The following is an 18,297-nucleotide window of genomic DNA, read 5'->3' as shown; positions in this document are numbered from 1 at the left end:
AAGGTCGTTGTTCATGTATGGACAAAAGTATGCTCTTTGCCCGTCTTCTGGAGGTACTCCCCCATGTTCCAACTTCGTTTCCTCGCTTTTTGCGGTGCAGTGATCGTCGCAAGCAGTTCAGACGCGGCGGTTGTCCCGTTCCTGCTGCTGGATGATGCGGACGTTCTCAACGAGCCGGCTGACGATCTCGAAGCTTCTGGTTCGACCACGCTATCCGGACTGACGTTGTCCGTGGCAACGAGTTCAACCATCACAGGGGCATCCGGATCCTCGTTTAATGCGAACAAGACGACAGCGGGTGTCGATTCAGCTGGGGTAACAGCGGGCGATGGCGACGAGGCAAGCGAACTCGATGCGGGCGAAACGTTGACGTTTACTGTTTCGTTTTCCGACTTAGTTGTTGCACTGAACGACGTTAATTTCATTGGGGCGGGTGGAGCCTCGGACTCGGCATTGGTGACCATTGGTGGTTCCAGCTTTGTCCTCGTTGATGGCCTTGCCGATTTCAACGGGGGCACGGATACCTGGACGCCCTCTGGTCGAATTGATCTCGCGTCAGGTTCCACTCTTGTTTTTACCGCCGAAGATTCGTACGGATTTCAAAGCATTTCGTTCGATGTTACCGCAGTGCCCGAACCTTCGTCGATCACGGTTTTGATGGCTGGTTCGGTTGGCATCATGGAAATAGGACGCAAACGCAAGAGGCGGGTTTGAAGCGGAGCAACGAGGCGTTTGTCATCAACGGTTTATGTTGGCTTCCGTCCGGCTTCTCCGGGCGGAACGCACCGCAGACCACTACCACGTTTTGATCTTGAGGAATGTCCTGACGCCAACGGCGTTGTCTTCCCAAGCCCAGGGCCGCGCCGTGGCGAGGGTCGATCGAAAAACAACTTTGGTATCGGAGAAGCTTACGCCACTTATTTTTCGCACGTTCCTCGAGGTAAGGGACCCTCCTTCGCATCAATGATCCTTTTTCGGATCCATCTTACTCGCGGATCCTGCGGATGAATCATTTTCGAGAACCCAACCGTGGCCACAGCATGCCCGTTCGCTTTTGCAGATTTTCATAATCTGGGAACTGTTCAGCCATCGCTTGCTCTTCCATCGTTGCTTTTCCAAAAAGCACCAACCATAAGACGCCCCAAGCGAGGGCACGCCACCATTGCGGATTGCTCCACAGCAGGGCGCCGGTCATCCACAAGACACCCGCATACATCGGGTGCCGAATGAAATGATAGGGGCCGGACGTGGCAAGCTGGGTTCGATCAGTAGGCGATGGGTGAATGCGGATATTTCGCAGCCCGATGGTTACCCAAGCCCAGACGGCAATGCCAACGCCTGGCAGCGAAAGTGCGACGGGCAACCCGTCCGGTGGATGCCAGTTCGCGGATAGGACGATTGCAGCCGAAAGGAAAAACTGAGCAATCACTAGGGCAGTTTGTCGCATGGCGGTTTTGTTGGTGTGGTATGGCAAACAGGGTGGCAACGCGCTACATTAAGGGTGTGTTTTCTGACCCCATTTTCACCGTCGAACAGGACTAGGCCATGCCCAATCGTATTTACAAGAAAATCGAAATCACCGGTACCTCCACCATCTCGATCGAAGAAGCTGTCGAAAGCGCGATCAAACAAGCTTCACAGAGCATCCGTGGGCTCGCTTGGTTTGAAGTGACCGAAACGCGTGGAAATATTATCGACGGCAAAGTTGATAACTGGCAAGTCACCGTAAAAATCGGTTTTTCACTCGATTGATTTCCCGTTCAGTCCGCTGTCACGGCGGCCTGATGGAGTGATTTGTCGCGGAACGGGAATGCGCCCAAGTCTTGCCCCGATTGTCACTGGCGTAAAATACCAGCATGACGTATCGAAATAGACTGACGGCTTTGATGGTTCTCACCTGTCTTCCGCTGGCAATGGTCAGGGCAGAGCAGGGCGGTGCCGCCGCGCGAGGCTACCGACTGCTTACCGAAACGCCCGTCTTACCGAGCGATTTTGATCAGCACGTCTTCGATGAAGTTTGGCAGGCGTGGCCTGAACCGCTATGTCGAGAAGCGGAAAATGCAACGACGCAACAGCGCCGAAAAATGGCTTTTGATCGTTACGGGCTAACCCCTCGACCGGACGACGATTCGGGGAAGCCGCTTCAGTACGTTGTCGATGCCGAGGGTCGCTGGACGATGAACTGTTTTGCCTGTCACGGCGGAAGTGTCTACGGTGACCCGACGCCGGGGGCTCCGAATAACCGGTTTGGCTTGCAAACGCTCAGTGAGGAAATCCGGCGAACCAAATTCCGCCTCGGTGAACCACTGACTCGCATGGATATCGGCTCGCTCGTGGTGCCGTTGGGGACCACGCATGGCACCACCAACGCGGTCGTTTTCGGAATGGGGCTGATGCAATTTCGCGACGAAGCGTTAAACGTGATCGACCGGTTGCCGGAGAAATTCACGCACCATGACATGGACGCACCTCCATGGTGGTATTTTCATAAACGACCGTATCTCTACATCGACGGATTTGCAGAAAAAGGGCATCGCGGATTGATGCAGTTCATGCTCGTGCCCGAAAACGGTCCTGAGTACTTCCGTGAACACGAGGATGAGTTCCGAGATGTCTTTGCTTACATGGCGTCCCTGCGACCGCCGAAGTATCAGGGGCGTGTCGACGAGAAATTGTCTCTCCGTGGAAAGCATTTGTTTGATCAAAGCTGTGCGGAATGCCATGGGACGTATGGGGATCAGGGTGAGTATCCAAATCGTCGAATACCGCTTTCCGAGATCGGGACCGATCCCGTCCGCTTGACTGCGCTGCCGAGCGAAGGGCGAGCGAAGTATGCTGCAAGTTGGTTTGCCCAGAGAGGTCCGTTGCAGCGCCAGGCGACGGTTGTCGATCCGGACGGTTACGTCGCACCACCGCTCGATGGTGTCTGGGCGAGCGCGCCGTACTTTCACAACGGTAGTGTTCCGACGCTTTGGCACGTTTTGCATCCGGCCCAGCGCCCCCAAGTCTGGCGACCGATTTCGCAGCAGATGGATCAAGCCCATGTCGGACTGGAAATTGAAGTCGTTGAAAAAGTGCCACTGACCGAACCGGACGTTGCGATTCGCCGCACTTATTTTGATACCCGACGTTTCGGGAAAAGTAGTGCCGGTCACGACTACCCCGATCAGCTGACCGAACAGGAAAAGTGGGCAGTGCTGGAGTATCTGAAGACGCTTTGAGTTTCGGGGAGTGAGAGTTGGCAGACGAGAACCGTACGCTCAGGTAGATTTGGGGCTCAATTTGACTTGAAGAATGGTTCAGCAGCTTCCTACTTTGATGGTATCTCGCCAAATCAGACGACTTGTGCCCGTTCGTGAAACGCGAATCGGCGCTGAGGACGATGACTCGATGGATGCTGCCCGTCTACTCCAAACCCATTTTGCGTCGTATAACTGATGCACCAATTTTCCGTTTTTCACTGGGACTTGCTGTCAGGAAATTCCTGGCGGTGTGTCCGATGGAGCATAAAAGATGAGCAAGACACAGTTATTGGCGGCACGCGCAGGCGAAATCACTCCCGAAATGGAGTTCTGTGCGAAGCGGGAAGAGATCCCCGTCGAGACGATTCGTGACGAAGTTGCTGCTGGCCGCATGGTCATCCCAGCGAACAAAGTCCACGCCTCGGGCGCGCTAGAGCCGATGTGTATCGGTATCGCTGCGAAATGCAAAATCAATGCAAACATCGGCAACAGTGCTGTGACCAGCAATCCCGGTGAAGAACTCGAGAAGCTTCACACTGCGGTCCACTTTGGTGCAGACACCGTGATGGATCTGTCGACGGGGAAAGACATCGACGAGATCCGCCGTCGAATCATTGAGAAGAGCACCGTTCCCATTGGAACCGTTCCGATCTATCAAATGCTCGAAGAGCTTGGCGGTAACATTGAAGACATGACCGCGCAGCACTTCTTGGATATGGTCGAGCACCAAGCCAAGCAGGGCGTGGATTACATGACTGTCCACTGTGGGGTTAAGCTTGAACATTTGCATCTAACGGTCAGTCGCGTCACCGGAATCGTGAGCCGGGGTGGTTCGCTGATTGCGAAATGGATGATGACGCACAACAAGCAGAACCCGCTTTACGAAGCGTTCGACGATTTGTGTGACATCATGAAGGAGTACGACGTCACCTGGTCGCTGGGCGACGGGATGCGTCCAGGATCGATTGCAGATGCCTCGGACGCTGCTCAGTTTGCGGAACTTGACGTGCTCGGTGAACTCACCAAACGCGGACAAGAAAACGGTACGCAAGTCATGGTCGAGGGTCCCGGGCATATCCCGATGGACCAGATCCAAATGAACATTGAAAAGCAAATCGAGATTTGCAATGGTGCGCCATTCTATGTCCTCGGCCCTCTGGTGACAGACATTGCACCTGGGTACGACCACATCACCAGTGGTATCGGAGCCGCAATGGCGGGGATGTATGGTGCCGCGATGCTGTGTTACGTCACGCCGAAGGAGCACCTTGGGTTGCCCAACGAAGAAGACGTCAAGCAGGGATGTATCGCCTACAAGATTGCCGCCCATTCCGCCGACGTCGCACGGGGTCGCAAAGGTGCCCAGGATCGAGATGACGCATTGTCCAAAGCACGCTTTGAGTTTGATTGGAACGAACAGTTTCGTCTCTCGCTTGATCCCGAAACGGCACGTCGCTATCACGATGAAACCTTGCCGCAAGATACGTTCAAGAGTGCCCATTTCTGTAGCATGTGCGGGCCGAAATACTGTTCCATGAAGATCACCGAGGATATTCGCCAGATGAGTAAGGGGAAGCAACTCGTCGAGCTGCCTGCTGTGGAGTAACCCGCGATGCAGAGCAAATCGCCGATATGCCTGTTCTCGCGGGTCCGGCTTCCGCCTGTTGTCAACCGCACCAGGAAGACGTGATCAGCGATGTGTTTGACCCGTCGTGGTTTCGACGTTGCGCGGAAAGGTGAACTTTAAGAGGCTTTGCCATGGCGATCTTCCATCACTCGATTTGCGGCAATCTCGCTCGGTCGCCAATCATCCCCTTCCTGTTACTGTTTTTTGTTTGGCTTGCTCCCTCATCGAGCCGTGCGCAGTCGCTTCCTGACCGGTTCGTTTGGATGTTTGGCTGGAACCTCAGCCGCGACTCGGATGTCGACGAGATGACAAAAGTTCTCGAGACTGCCGCCGAGCACGGGATCAATGGTGCGGTCATGTCACTTGGGCTCGATTCGCTGAGTACGAAGTCGCCCAGCTACTTCCGGCGCCTTCAGCAAATTGAGGCTGTATGCGACCGTCATGAACTTGAGTTGATACCCGCCATTTTTTCGATTGGCTATGGAGGTTCGGCGCTGGTCCATGATCGTAATCTCGCGGAAGGGGTGCCGGTGGTCGATGCTCCCTTCATGGTCCGAGAGGGGACCGCCGAACTTGTTGCCGATCCCGACGTCGCATTCCGCAATGCCGACTTCGAAGCGTATCAGGGAAACCGTTTTGCAGGGTGGCAGTTCCACGATGCACCAGGCGAAGTGAGTTTTGTTGACACGGCGGTAAAGCATTCCGGTGACGCGTCGCTGCGTTTGGAAAACTTCACAGCAAACCCCCATGGGCACGGACGCGTGATGCAGCAGGTCCAATTGCATCCCCACCGTTGTTATCGTCTGAGTGTCTGGGTTAGGACCGAGAATTTGAAACCAACGAACAGCTTCATGGTCCAAGTCCTCGTTGGCGACCGCCCGATTGCACCGAGAAAATTCCAGCTTTCCTCGACGGGGGATTGGCAGAAACTGACGTTGGTCTTCAATAGTTTGGATCATGATTCCGTACGAGTCTACGCGGGCATGTGGGGCGGCATTGCAGGTAAGTTGTGGGTGGACGATTGGGCCATTGAGGAAATTGGACCGCTTAATGTGTTGCGTCGTCCCGGAACGCCGGTTTCGGTTAAGTGTGAAGACGGTACGGTTGAGTTTGTGGAAGGCGAGGACTTTCAACGCATCGAGGATCCCCAATTGAATCCTTACCGCGCCGACGGGCCCGTGCCCTCCATCCGAATTCCTGCGGAGTCTCGGATCAAGCTCGGGGAAACGCTCCAGGTGAGCTGGTATCACTCGCAAGTGATCAACGCGTCGCAGGTCACGATCTGCATGGCCGAACCGAGGCTTTACGAAATCTATGAGCAGGAAGCGAAGTTGCTAGCCGAACGCCTGCATCCAAAGCGGGTGTTCCTCAATGCTGACGAAATCCGCATGGGCGGAACTTGCCAGGCGTGCGGGGGGCGTGACATGGCTGAGTTGCTGGGCGAATGTCTAACCAAGATCACGGAAATCTTAAGGCGACACATGCCAGGCGTTGAGATCTATGTTTGGTCGGATATGCTCGACCCCAACCACAACGCCCATGCGGATTATCACCTCGTCAACGGCGACTTTAATGGTTCATGGAATCATGTCCCAGAGGATTTGATCCTTGCCGTTTGGGGCAACGAACCACGAGAAGAAAGCATGAAGTTCTTCTCCGGGCAAGGCTTTCGCACTTTGGCGTCCTGTTACTATGATGCGGATGATCTTGAGCAGGTTCGCCTTTGGTTCAAGATCGTCAAAGGAACCCAAGGTGCCCGAGGAATGATGTACACTCCTTGGGAAAAAAAGTATGAGCTGCTCGATGATTTCGGCGATTTGATTCGCGTCGATTTCTAAGTTGTGTTGACGATAGAACCATTCGGGATCACGAGATGACTTGGTTTGATGAACTGACCGGCTTCCGCGAGGCATCGCCGGACCAGGTTCGTTCGCAATTGAGGGTAGATGGCGATTGCATTGTGCGACTCGACGGCAAACGGATGGCTTTCGGTATGCTCGAGACGCCAACGCTTGAGGAATTGCGTCAGCGAGTCGATCAAGTGAGGCGCCCAACCGGCAAACTAAGACTGTCCGAAGTGGTCGCGAACGCTCGCGATTTGCATGCGAATTCGGCGAACGCACACGCGATGTTTCAGGTCGCATCCCAGTTTAATCTGCTGGAGATGGCCAGCCCTTCGGTGACGCCGGAACGCGGTGTCGGAATCTACGAACGCGACTGGACCCAGGGCCCTGCCTGTGCGATCTCATGTGGTGCTGCAGCCATCTATCGCAACTACTTTGCAATTGTCGGTAACGAGACAGGGCAATCCGCAAATCATCAAATCGACTGTGCTGCGGACCTTGGACTGCGACTTGGGAATCGCGAGGGATCGCTTTGGACGATGGAGAACGGTTACATGTTGCCGACCGATTGGGGGCTGAATGAGATCACGCGGCAACTTCAAGCAGCCGATGAATGTCAACTTGATCGGTATCGGGGTTCGCTGCGAATCGGATTGCAATGGAACGCTGCTGTCACGTTACCGGGTGCAGGTCACCGGGTTTCTCAGGCCCTTTGTTCCGCGTTGCCGGTCGCCTACGGACGCCAGGAAGCTGCCGAATGGGCCGATTTCGCTCGGCTGATCCTCGAGGCAGCCTACGAAGCGACTTTTTGTGCTGGCATCCTGAACGCAGAGCATTACGGATGCAGTCGGCTGTTTTTGACACTGCTCGGTGGTGGCGCCTTCGGCAATCCGGAGCAATGGATCGTTGACGCGCTTGAGCGAGCCTGTCAGAAGCACCACGACAGTGGTCTCGATGTCGTGATTGTTTCTCATGGATCCTCAAAGCCGCTTGTCGCTAACTTGGTGCGGCAAATTGGCACAGCTTTCTAGGTCAATGGATTTTCCACGATTGCACCGGCTATAATCCGCCCTCGGCTCTCCTTTACAGCATCGGGTAATTCGGTCATGCCAGTTTCGACGCCGCAGCATTCCGTCGTCAACCTCTGCAACCTACCGCCATGGGTGATTGCGTCGGAAGAATACAACGAGCATCCGGTGCCCTTGAGTTTGTCGGGAGTGCGTGAAGCGAACGCGGTTTTTTTTAAGAAGATTGCGGATGTCGAGCAGCCACACGATCGTGGCCGAATCTTAGACGAGTTCATGAACGTTAAGTTTCGACTTCATGAGTGGAAACAGCACTCGGGAAGCACACGTCGCGGACTGCGAAATAGCTACATTCGCTTTTTCAATGGCTGGGGAGTTGACTCCAATTCCATTGAAGGGGCCGTCTTGAAAGATTGGGTCCGCAGTCGATTTGGACTTCAGCCCACCTATCATCGAGGCCGATTGCTTGGAACCAGCGACGACGACGATTACCGATTCGCGGTCGACCGAATGAAAGGTATGGCGTGTACCAATTCGATCCATTCCCAGTTCGATTTGTTGTACGAGTTCTGCCAATATGAACTGCGCCTTCGTTATCGCGATGCGGAGCATTTGAAACTGTACCGCGGTACCTACGACGCGGGCGAATATGACGTCATTCGCCAAGAGGGTGACCGCCGCAGTTGTGTGCGACTCAATAATCTCAGTTCGTTTACCACGGATCGCGAGTGCGCCTGGGAATTCGGCTCGCGAGTTTGGGAAGTTGAAGCACCGATTTCGAAAATAATATTTTTTAGCGATCTCTTGCCGAACAGTATTTTACGAGGCGAGCACGAATACCTTGTGATCGGCGGCGAATTCCGTGTTCGCGAAATGATCTACTGAGTGGGACGGAGACTCTCTCTGGAAAGAGGATCGTTAAACTTGATGTTGCGGTAGATGTCGGTCAGCGGAACCACAACGGCGATCGACTCGAACGTTGCCGCTTGTCCCATCGATTGGTACTCTTGCAATAACCACTTTCCGTCGGCCTGGCGAACGAAGATGCCTACCGAGGATTTACTTCGGACGATTGGAAAAAGAACCGTTGGAACCGAGGACTCATTGTTGGCGAAAAACTGAAAAATATCGCAGTGGCCGGCGAAGGAACGATCGACGGAAATCGGGTTTTCGATCCCAAGGGTGAAGCTGGAATGCGTGGGGCACGCTCGACTCAGTGCTATTCGTTTTGAATCGGTGGCTGGTAAGGGTTCCCCGTTTCGTCGGCTTCCAGGCTAGTGGGCTTCGGCGTGTCGGTATCCGCTTTGCTTCCGATCACCAAGCCGGTTCCACGCAATTTCCACAAGAAGAAGGCAGCACCGGCTGCCATCAGCACGCTACTGACCCAGAAGATGTTTTGCGGTGCGTTACCAAAGACAGGCCGAATGGCCCAATAAAATAAGGCTGCCAAGGTTAAGAAAGCAAACGAAACGGCATTCGCCGTTCCCAAGAAACGTCCTCGCTCGTCATCCGGTGACAGCTTTTGAAGCAAGGCTTGCAGCGGGATGATGTAGAAGCCAGCGAAGAACCCCGCACCCAGAATGAAAAATGAAACGTTGCTGAAGGCAACCCGTACCATCGGTGCCATGTCGGGAAGCGACGGAGGGACGAGGCCTAGCAAGGCAAAGAAGACCACCAACCCCGCGGCTCCGATCGGAATCAGTCGTGGCTCGATATGGTGCCCGGAAATCAGGCCTGCAACGGCGCATCCGATGCCGATCGCAACTCCAAGCACCCCCATCAAAACGCTTGCTTCACTTCGGTTGATCCCCAGCACCACCGTGTATTCGGGCACGATGAACAGTGCGATTCCGGCGAGCAGGTAGAAGTACCCCCAGGCCATCATCACCATCAAGAGTCGGGTCTTCGCCATCTCGCGAATCGCCATGACGTAGGTCGTAAAGGGGTTGAAATCAAATTTGAGGTCGCGATCCCCTGGATGCAGCGGCGTCAAGAACCGAGCGGCAATCAGCCCTGCAATGGCGATCGCCGTGAGCGCGACGATTGGCATCCAAAGCATGCCTGGTGAACCGTTCTGCGGGCTATATCCATCCGCGACCGCACCGGCTAACAGCGTGCCGACGATCACTGCGACGTTCGTCATCATATTGATCGTACCGTTCGCGCGGCTCAAGTCCGAACCTTCCACGAGTTCTGGAATCATGCCGTATTTTGCGGGCCCAAAAAAGGAGCTCTGGCAAGTCAGTGCAATGAGCGCGAAAAGGGTCAGCCAGAGGTTTCCCGTAAAGAAACCAATTCCCGCCAGAATCGCAATCGGAATTTCGGCGATCTTCACCCACAGGGTCACGGACCGTTTGGAGTAGCGGTCGGCAATCTGGCCGGCGTAACCCGAAAGCACGATAAACGGAATCGTGAAACAGATCCCAACGATCCCTTGCCCTCCGGCGCCGAGTTGGCCTGCCCAGGCGCCGTCAATCACCATGAATGTCAAAACGCCCTTGAGCACATTGTCGTTCATGGCACCGAAAAACTGCGACGCCACGAGGCTCATAAAGCCTTGCTTGAAAAGGTTACTTTGCACGCTGAATCGACTCTTTCGGAAGCGGAAACGGGATAAGAAACCAGAATCTTAGCAGAAAATGGTCTGCAACCGCTGCCTCAACGGGCGGTTACCCATGACAGAGCCCCTTTCGAGCGGAAGACTTCGCCAAAGGTCCTGTCCGGTTTGGCTCACGCTTCTCGATACCGCGCGATCACTTCCGCCAAGGGGTAAGTCGTTACATCTCGATCGCGTTCATCGATAGCGATCTCTCGTAGTCGTTCGAATCCGCGGGTCACTAAGTCGGTCCGCTCGCGGACAAACTCCTTGTCAAGGTTGGCTCGTCCCATCACCCCGTCGACCACCAAGGGATCGAATTCGGCGTGATCAATAAACTGGGCCAGCACCGGATTGCAGCGAATGTGTCGCTCCGCGGTCGTGTGGAGGATCTCGGGATCGAGTTCGCCAATCACGAAACGAAGATACAGATCGCTGTCGACGATTGCGGTCACATCTTTCCCGCAGACTTCGCAGCGGTAGCCCTGATCGCACTTGGCCATTGCATTACCGGTTACGCTGGAATTGAAAGAACACGATACGATTTGGGCCTCCAACGCGAGCGGGCCAAAGTGGCTGTGAGTTCTTGAACTCTGTGACCATCCCAAGAAGGGCTTGAACCATGGTACGCGACGCGCAGCCCGCTTTGTTCGATTGTTTCTTGGAAAGACCATCGAAGTTTGTCAGGTCGATACACCCTCCGGTTACCGAATTGGACACCTTCTTGTGGTGGAACTGCACTCGCATGAATCAATCGGTCTAGCCGATCGATTAGGATGAACCCCATGACAATCGAATCACTTACCGAGCTCACGACGCCAGCAACAGGCGATCGGCGACGAATTTTCTTTGTGACCGCGGCCATCGCCACTGGCGTTTGGTTTCTCGTCGCGGTTGCCACCGCAATCGTCGGCGCGGTGTTTCTAACCGGCTGGTATGGCTATTCGGGTAACCTGCAGACGGCATTGCAGTGTTTCGATAAGACGCAGGAAGGGATTTCAACCGCAATTGCACTTCAAGTTGCGGTTTGGTGGCATTGGCGGATTCCCAATCGATCGCCCAAGGCACACTTGGTTCGTCTGATAGGCTTTTTCACCGTTCTATCGATTGTTGGCCTGCTGACTCAGATGGGAGTTGTACACGTTGTTCAGTCTTCGCCTCTGACTCTGGTCGTTTGGGCGGCATTTGGCTCGTTGATCATTCCGATGTACTTGATTGGGATGTGTATTCCGTCGCAATTTTGGCAGTTTCAGTTGGTGGATCGGTCCCAGTTGGACTTGGCAGCCGAAGCGACCTTTGCCTCGATCAAGGGCTGGAGTATCAAGGGGCTGTTTCTCACGACACTGTTGGTTGCGATTGTGCTTGCGCTTTATCAAGCCATGCGGCGGATCTACGAATCGACTTTCGATTCCGCCATGATGATCCAATACCCCGGTAATGATTTGTGGTTGTTCCTAAGCTATATCGGCTCGATAGCGACGAGTCTGATGGTGCTGTGGGGCGCTGCTTGTTCGATGTGCGATAGCGGCCGAAGACGGGGGATCTTGCTTCTGTTTGCCGCCGTTGGTTTTGAATCGATGCTCCAACTCATTAATTTGACGTTGTACAATCCTGGCCAAGATATCTTCGTTGACATGTGGAAAGAGACTTTGTTCAACAACGCGATTGCTGGGATCGTAACGTACCAAATTAGTCGTTGGTTTTTCCGGCGATGGCAACAAGCCGGGTACAAGCTGATTGGTTGGGTACGTGGGCAGGGAAGTCTTCCACCACCGATGCCGGATCAGCTGCCACCCTAATCCGAGAGGTCGTGCCGGTTTTTAGTTGTCGTTTTTCGGAGGAGCCAGAATCCATGATCGCGACTTGTATCGAGACCAGTGTAATCGAACCCCAATTCGGCTTACTCTGCGATCGTCAAATCGAGCGTTTCGGATTCAAGCAGCGGTGAATGGAATTCGACGCGGATCTCGCCGGTGTCTTCGGTTGCTTGGATGTAGGCTAATAAACGGCCGTTCTTACAGCGGTGTTGGTGGTCCGTATAGTCCTCCGTCACGTTATTGGATCCGTTCTCCAAACCGATCAGCTTGCCACTGCCTCGCACCGTGCAAGTGATCTCGTTGTCCGACAGATAGACGAAATTGCCCTCTGAATCGACGATTTTTAAGTAGGCCAGAGCAACGTCGTGGCGACCCTTAAGCGTACCCGAGACATGGTCGACTCGGACGGCATACGGCAAACCGGATGTCTGCAAATGATGCTTCGCAATTGATTCACCGTTACGATCGACAACCACTTCTAAACGCCCCGGCTGATAGGGGACCGTCCACTCGATGGTGCGAGTTTTTGGGTCAAGCGGTTGTCGGTCCCCAAGCGACTGGCCATTGAGAAACAACTCCGCGGCGTCACCATTGGTATAGCAAATCACACGAACGCTTTGGTCGTTTTGGCAGTTCCAGTGTGGTGAAAGCGGACCGGAACCACGTCGCCGCTCTGACCGCGATTCTCGCAGCCGCTGTGTGACCAAGAACGCCATCGGTTCGTCGCACCAGACCGATTTGCGGAAGTGACCGTTGGGTTTGATTTGGTTGCTGAGATCAATCAATCCCGTGGTGAACCCACGCGACGGCCAACGATGGGCTTCGCCAAGGTAGTCGATGCCGGTCCAGATGAACTGGCCAAAAACGAAAGGGTTATCCTCAACCACTTTCCACGCATCGAGCCGGCTTGAGGTCTCGCTGCCGTACAGCACACGCTGCGGGTACTTTTGGTGATCCATGACGTAACGGTCTTCGGTGTAGTTGTAGCCAACCACGTCAAGTGCATCGGGGTATGCGGTTTCGTTGGACATGACCGCTCCGGCGAGTGCTGCGGTCACGGGACGCGATGTATCCAAGCTGCGCACGACCGCGGCGAGTTCTTTGGCAATCTCGCCAAGCCGATCGGCATGCGGTTGACTTTCCTGATAGCCGGCGATATGCGGCTGGCCGATGCCTTCCTCACTCAAAACGGGGTGGCTATAGGGATCGTTCGGGTAATCGACTTCGTTACCAATGCTCCACATGATCACCGAGGGATGGTTGCGATCACGCCGGACCATCGACTCGAGGTCCTGCTTACCCCAGGTTCGAAAATAGTCCGCCGATCCTTGGAAACCGGGGGTACCGACGTTCCATCCTTCGATCCACTTCTTCTTTGGGTACTCCCATTCATCGAAAGCCTCGTCCATCACCAGCATCCCCAGTTCGTCGCACAGATCGTACAGGTCCGTTGCCTGGGGATTGTGGCTGGTCCGAATCCCATTACAGCCAATCTCTTTGAGTCGCAGCAGCCGATCGCGCCAAACTTGTTTGGGAACCGCGGCTCCAAGCACGCCAGCATCATGATGTAAACAGACGCCCTTGATCTTGGTCCATTTCCCGTTCAGTGCGAAACCTTTGTCGGGATCGAAGGTCAAGCTGCGAATGCCAACCGAGGTGGTGCTTTCATCGATCTTCGTGCCGTCGCTCAGGACGCTGGTATGCAACTGATACAGATCGGGCGAGGCGATCTCCCAGAGTTGCGGGTTCTTGACCGTCAACTGCTGCTGAGAATCGTCGCCGGCCTCCACCTCGATCGTTTGGCTTGATGTGGCGACGGTTTGTCCGGACGGATCGCGAAGCTCGTGAGCAACTTGGACCGTGACCGACGCCCCCGTGTGATTTTCAATCTTGGTTTCCACGTCGATTGTTGCCGTTTGGCCGGTTTCCAAATCGCCCGTCACCGAAGCGGTGTAATAAATGCCCCATAAGCCGATATGAACCGGGTTCGCGGTGACCAGAAATACGTCACGATAGATGCCGGACCCGGTGTACCATCGCGAGTCGGCACTTTGGCTATGATCAACGCGAACGGCCACCACGTTCTTTCCGTCGGGTTTCACGTAGGGGGTCAGATCAACCATGTAAGAAACATATCCATTGGGCCGTTTGCTCAGCCACTTTCCATTGATGAAGACTTCGCTGTTGTTGTAGACGCCTCCAAAGTAAAGGTAGAACCGTTTGCCTTGGTTCTCGATCTGCGTTCGATCGGAAAGATCCAAGTCGGTGCGGTACCATGCGATACCGCCGGGAAGGTACCCCGTGCAGCTGGCCAAGTCGGGCCTGGCCGCATGTTCAACGCTCCAGTCGTGAGGCACGGTGACCTCTCGCCAAGCAGAATGATCGAGGTGTTCGCGGCCGCCATAGGGGACGTCGCCCAGCTGAAAACGCCAATCGCTGAGCCGCGTTGCCTGGCCGAACCCTTGAGCATGCAGTGAGGTTGGGCTCGCGAGAAAGAAAAAGGCAGCACTCAGGCAGCTGCAAAACAGGAGGCGGGTTCGATTTTTGATGGACATGGTGAGGAGGGGGGGAGAGGTTCGAAGGTAATGACGCTCGCTCATTTTTCCCTAGTATTCCGCCGCAGCTCAATTTTCGGGAAGGGCCGTTTCCTACCGGCCACACTCTCAGGTGATTTGGCCGGTAGGAACCGGCCCTACTTCGAACGCCTACTCGCAATTCAAGCTGATTCGGAATACGAGTGGATGCACCACTAGGTTACTTCTCGGGGAACACGATGTCCACTAATGGGTAGGATGCGAACACCGTTTGCGTGTTTCCTTGTGGGTCGACGGAATGGGACCTTCGCCGGATGAAATCGCCAAGGGAGTTTGCTTGGACCGCATTGCTAGCTAACAGAGATGGCTGGGAATCTTCCTCGCAATGCCTCCTTTCTGGGCATCGAAGAACCAAATCCATCTTTCATTCAATGCCAAACTTTTCCTAAAGTCCGAGGCGTGTTCTGACCGACAGTGCCCCCGCGTTGATGGAGCGACCCGAGGCTTGAAACGTCTGCTTGCCCTCTTGCTGATACTGCTGAGCGCCGGGATGGCTGATGCCCCCCAGGCTGCTGCACAACAAGCTGGTGGTTCGACTGCGCCTTCTCTTGTGCAGCAAGAACCGCTGAGCATCCCTGTTCAAACACTCGACGTGCTTGGCGGGGGCCCCGAGCAATGGACCAGCCCCGAGGGCTTGACGAGCAGTTTGAAGGTCCTTTTGCTGCTGACCGTGCTCAGCATGGCGCCGGCCGTGTTGCTGATGACCACCTGTTACGTTCGCATCATCATCGTGCTCGGATTACTGCGTCAAGCGATTGGTTTGCAATCGTTGCCACCAAGCCAAGTGATGACCAGTATTGCGTTATTCATGACGCTGTTCGTGATGACGCCTGTTTGGACGCGTGTGTATGACGACGCGATCAAGCCCTACACGGATCCAGACGTCGAAATGTCGATGGAGGAGGCCTACGATGCGGGCTCGATTCCGATTCGCGAATTCATGTCGAACCAAATCGATGTCGCCGGCAACCATGAAGACGTCCATCTGTTCTACACCTACATGGATCCCGATGCTCCGTTGCCGAGTACCTTTGAGGATGTCCCCCTTCGTGTCTTGTTGCCCGCCTTCATCTTAAGTGAACTGAAAACCGCTTTCTTGATGGGCTTTCAGATTTACTTACCGTTCTTGATTGTCGATCTGGTTGTCGCCTCGGTCACGATTTCGATGGGGATGTTGATGTTGCCACCAGCGGTGATCTCGTTACCGTTCAAGCTGCTCTTGTTCGTTCTCGTGGACGGATGGCGGTTAGTGGTCGAGATGTTAATGAATAGTTTTGGAACATTGGGTTAGAGGTAGACTTTTATGATCGATGCATCCACCGCCGTGGACCTGTGCCGTCAAACGTTGATTTCAGCGGTGATCATTGCTGCACCGCTGCTGCTGGTGGGGATGGCTGCGGGATTGGCGATCGGACTGCTGCAGGCGCTGACGCAGGTGCAAGATCAAACCGTCGCGTTTGTACCGAAATTGTTGTCGATGGCGGCGATCATGATTGCTTGTATGCCTTGGCTGATCAATCGCATGGTCGAGTTCACGCGAGTGGTTTTTGAAAACGCAGGTTCGCCGTAATGCAGCCAGCGGATTTCCAGACGTTGGTCCAGTGGGCGATTGACCACTTGGTGCTTGGAGTGCTTGTGCTGACGCGGTTAAGCACGCTGTTGATGTCGATGCCGGCGATCAGTGCGGGGGTACCCCGCCGAGTCCGGGCGCTGCTTGCGATTGCGATGACGTTGCTTTTGCTTCCACCGGTTGCGGCGAATGTCGCGCCCGAATCCTTGCCTCGCATTGACAATTTGATCGAGTTGGCGATTGCCATTGCTCGCGAAGGTGTGATCGGGTTGCTGATTGGTTCGACCATTCAGTTGATTGTGACCGGGCTTCAGTTGGCGGGAGAAATGATCAGCAGCACGGGCGGAATGCAGTTGGGTCATTCGGTGGATCCGACCACGCACAGCAGCATGCCGACGTTGGCAAAGATGATTGGGCTGCTTGTCACCGCCGTCATGTTGGCGGTTGGCGGTCACCGCATCATTTTGGGGATCTTGGTCGACAGTTTTGAAGCGATCCCGGCTGGGAATGTGGTCTTTACCGATTCGATGATGACGTTAATCCTTGATCAGTTGTCGGCCGGGATGACTGCGGGTGTACGGGTGGCGGCGCCAGTTGTCGCGGCACTCTTGATGAGCAACTTGTTGACCGGGCTGATCAGCCGAACGTTACCTCAAATTAACGTGTTGGCGGTTGGATTGAGTATCAATGCATTGGCATTGTTGGTGGTCACGACCCTGACCATCGGATCGGCGGGCTTGATCTTTCAAGACGAATTGATCGCCGCTGCAGAACGCATTAGCAGGTTGTGGTGAATGAAGCATGGCAGATAGCAGTGGCGACAAGAAGCACTCAGCAACCGAGAAACGGCGCCGGCAGGCCCGGGAAGAGGGACAGGTTGTACGTAGCCAAGACCTGACCAGTGCCGCACTGCTGTTGTCGGCGCTGGCGTCGCTGTGGATGCTTGGTGGCCCCGCATGTGAAACGCTTGCCGGCGCGATCGCCGATGCACTTTCGACCGCGCGACTCGCTCCCTTGGAAACCAACGGCGCCTCCAACTGGCTGCTCAACTTTGCGGCTCGGTTCGGGATTGCAGCGGTGCCGATGTTGATCGCTATGATGGTGGCGGCCATCTTGATCAATGTGACTCAAACTGGCATCGTGCTATCACCCCAAAAGGTCCTTCCCAAGTTAAGCAACATCAGCCCCATGTCGGGAGCCAAGCGAATCCTCTCGACGCAAGGGCTCGCTCGGATCGGTTTCGGGCTTTTCAAAGTGGGCGTCATTATCGCCGTTGCCTACTATGGTATTCGGCACTACCAAAATCCGATTCTCGGGCTGGCGGCCATGTCGGTTCCACAGATCGCCAGCACGTTATTTCGCTCTCTGATTGGCATTTGCGTTTGGATTGGAGGGGCACTTTTTGTTTTGGCGATCTTGGAATACGCGTTTCAGAAATGGAAGTTCGAGCAGGACTTGATGATGACCGATCAGGAGATGCGAGACGAGATGAAGGAGACCGAAGGAGATCCTCAGGTCGCGGCACGACGTCGTCAGGTACAACGACAAATGATGATGCAGCGAATCAGCTCGGAAGTGCCGAAGGCGGATGTGGTGGTGACGAATCCCACCGAGCTTGCGATTGCGATCCAGTACGACCCGATGACCATGCCGGCGCCGATTGTTTTGGCCAAGGGAGCGGGCACGGTCGCCCAGAAAATCCGTCGACTCGCACTCGAAAATAGCATTCCGGTGGTTGAGCGAAAACCGTTGGCACAAGTTCTCTATAAAACGGTCGAAATCGGCGAATCGATTCCGGCAGAGCAGTATCAAGCCGTCGCGGAAGTGCTACGGTACGTTTACCAGCTTCAGGGTAAAAGCGTTCCCAAGGCCGCCTAAATGCTGCCAATTACCAAGCGATCGGCATAACCGGCAAAGTTTGGCACATGGTGTTTACAAGGTCATCGAACCGCTGATCGACTCGCGATGAGGCAAACGGGTGG

At 54.8% G+C, this 18,297-nt stretch carries 16 protein-coding genes; 12 read left to right on the top strand and 4 right to left on the bottom strand.

Annotation, left to right across the window (positions count from 1 at the left end; translation table 11 throughout):
• Window positions 1–63: 63 nt before the first annotated feature.
• Window positions 64–714 carry a hypothetical protein gene (locus Poly41_RS02495; protein ID WP_146524321.1) on the top strand — a complete coding sequence of 217 codons (651 nt, stop codon included), beginning with the start codon at window positions 64–66 and terminating at the stop codon, window positions 712–714.
• Window positions 715–1,009: 295 nt separating this feature from the next.
• Here Poly41_RS02495 and Poly41_RS02490 read toward each other — a convergent pair whose 3' ends face one another.
• Window positions 1,010–1,447: a methyltransferase family protein gene (locus tag Poly41_RS02490; protein ID WP_146524320.1), complete on the bottom strand. Its 438-nt coding sequence runs from the start codon at window positions 1,445–1,447 to the stop codon at window positions 1,010–1,012.
• A gap of 98 nt (window positions 1,448–1,545) precedes the next feature.
• Between Poly41_RS02490 and Poly41_RS02485 the strand changes: the two genes are divergently transcribed.
• The 6 genes from Poly41_RS02485 to Poly41_RS02460 all read left to right on the top strand — a co-directional run bounded on the left by Poly41_RS02485 (window position 1,546) and on the right by Poly41_RS02460 (window position 8,623).
• A complete protein-coding gene (locus Poly41_RS02485) occupies window positions 1,546–1,752 on the top strand; it encodes a dodecin (RefSeq protein ID WP_146524319.1) in 207 nt (68 codons plus the stop codon).
• A gap of 161 nt (window positions 1,753–1,913) precedes the next feature.
• Window positions 1,914–3,221, top strand: a complete 1,308-nt coding sequence (locus Poly41_RS02480; RefSeq protein ID WP_231615432.1) for a c-type cytochrome — start codon at window positions 1,914–1,916, stop codon at window positions 3,219–3,221.
• Window positions 3,222–3,513: 292 nt separating this feature from the next.
• Window positions 3,514–4,848 (top strand): phosphomethylpyrimidine synthase ThiC, encoded by a 1,335-nt coding sequence (gene thiC, locus Poly41_RS02475; RefSeq protein ID WP_146524317.1) that lies wholly within the window; start codon window positions 3,514–3,516, stop codon window positions 4,846–4,848.
• A gap of 152 nt (window positions 4,849–5,000) precedes the next feature.
• A complete protein-coding gene (locus tag Poly41_RS02470; RefSeq protein ID WP_146524316.1) occupies window positions 5,001–6,707 on the top strand; it encodes a hypothetical protein in 1,707 nt (568 codons plus the stop codon).
• A 35-nt stretch (window positions 6,708–6,742) separates the two neighbouring features.
• Window positions 6,743–7,744, top strand: coding sequence for a hypothetical protein (locus tag Poly41_RS02465; RefSeq protein ID WP_146524315.1), 1,002 nt, complete (start codon window positions 6,743–6,745; stop codon window positions 7,742–7,744).
• 75 nt (window positions 7,745–7,819) lie between these two features.
• Window positions 7,820–8,623 carry an NAD(+)--dinitrogen-reductase ADP-D-ribosyltransferase gene (locus Poly41_RS02460; protein WP_146524314.1) on the top strand — a complete coding sequence of 268 codons (804 nt, stop codon included), beginning with the start codon at window positions 7,820–7,822 and terminating at the stop codon, window positions 8,621–8,623.
• Window positions 8,624–8,957: 334 nt separating this feature from the next.
• On the opposite strand, the gene Poly41_RS02455 is transcribed toward Poly41_RS02460, so the two are convergent.
• On the bottom strand, window positions 8,958–10,319 hold the full coding sequence (locus tag Poly41_RS02455; protein WP_146524313.1) for an MFS transporter: 1,362 nt from the start codon (window positions 10,317–10,319) through the stop codon (window positions 8,958–8,960).
• A 149-nt stretch (window positions 10,320–10,468) separates the two neighbouring features.
• Complete coding sequence (locus Poly41_RS02450; RefSeq protein ID WP_146524312.1) at window positions 10,469–10,837, bottom strand: hypothetical protein; 369 nt, start codon at window positions 10,835–10,837, stop codon at window positions 10,469–10,471.
• A gap of 282 nt (window positions 10,838–11,119) precedes the next feature.
• Between Poly41_RS02450 and Poly41_RS02445 the strand changes: the two genes are divergently transcribed.
• Window positions 11,120–12,133, top strand: coding sequence for a hypothetical protein (locus tag Poly41_RS02445; RefSeq protein ID WP_146524311.1), 1,014 nt, complete (start codon window positions 11,120–11,122; stop codon window positions 12,131–12,133).
• A 101-nt stretch (window positions 12,134–12,234) separates the two neighbouring features.
• Here Poly41_RS02445 and Poly41_RS02440 read toward each other — a convergent pair whose 3' ends face one another.
• Window positions 12,235–14,706 (bottom strand): glycoside hydrolase family 2 TIM barrel-domain containing protein, encoded by a 2,472-nt coding sequence (locus tag Poly41_RS02440; RefSeq protein WP_146524310.1) that lies wholly within the window; start codon window positions 14,704–14,706, stop codon window positions 12,235–12,237.
• Between the two features lie 484 nt (window positions 14,707–15,190).
• On the opposite strand from Poly41_RS02440, the gene fliP reads away from it, so the two are divergent.
• The 4 genes from fliP to flhB are packed head-to-tail and all read left to right on the top strand — an operon-like array spanning window position 15,191 to window position 18,193.
• The gene (gene fliP / locus Poly41_RS02435; protein ID WP_231615347.1) at window positions 15,191–16,036 is read left to right on the top strand and encodes a flagellar type III secretion system pore protein FliP; all 846 of its coding nucleotides are present in this window, start codon (window positions 15,191–15,193) and stop codon (window positions 16,034–16,036) included.
• A gap of 12 nt (window positions 16,037–16,048) precedes the next feature.
• A complete protein-coding gene (locus Poly41_RS02430; RefSeq protein WP_146524309.1) occupies window positions 16,049–16,315 on the top strand; it encodes a flagellar biosynthetic protein FliQ in 267 nt (88 codons plus the stop codon).
• Window positions 16,315–17,109, top strand: coding sequence for a flagellar biosynthetic protein FliR (locus Poly41_RS02425; protein ID WP_146524308.1), 795 nt, complete (start codon window positions 16,315–16,317; stop codon window positions 17,107–17,109). The genes Poly41_RS02430 and Poly41_RS02425 overlap by 1 nt, the downstream gene beginning before the upstream one ends.
• Window positions 17,110–17,116: 7 nt before the next feature.
• Window positions 17,117–18,193 carry a flagellar biosynthesis protein FlhB gene (flhB, locus tag Poly41_RS02420; RefSeq protein WP_146524307.1) on the top strand — a complete coding sequence of 359 codons (1,077 nt, stop codon included), beginning with the start codon at window positions 17,117–17,119 and terminating at the stop codon, window positions 18,191–18,193.
• Window positions 18,194–18,297 lie beyond the last annotated feature (104 nt).

The organism is Novipirellula artificiosorum (assembly GCF_007860135.1).
Classification (GTDB): domain Bacteria; phylum Planctomycetota; class Planctomycetia; order Pirellulales; family Pirellulaceae; genus Novipirellula_A; species Novipirellula_A artificiosorum.
The sequence above is the reverse complement of the archived record's forward strand: the minus strand, read 5'-3'. Positions and strand labels throughout refer to the sequence as shown.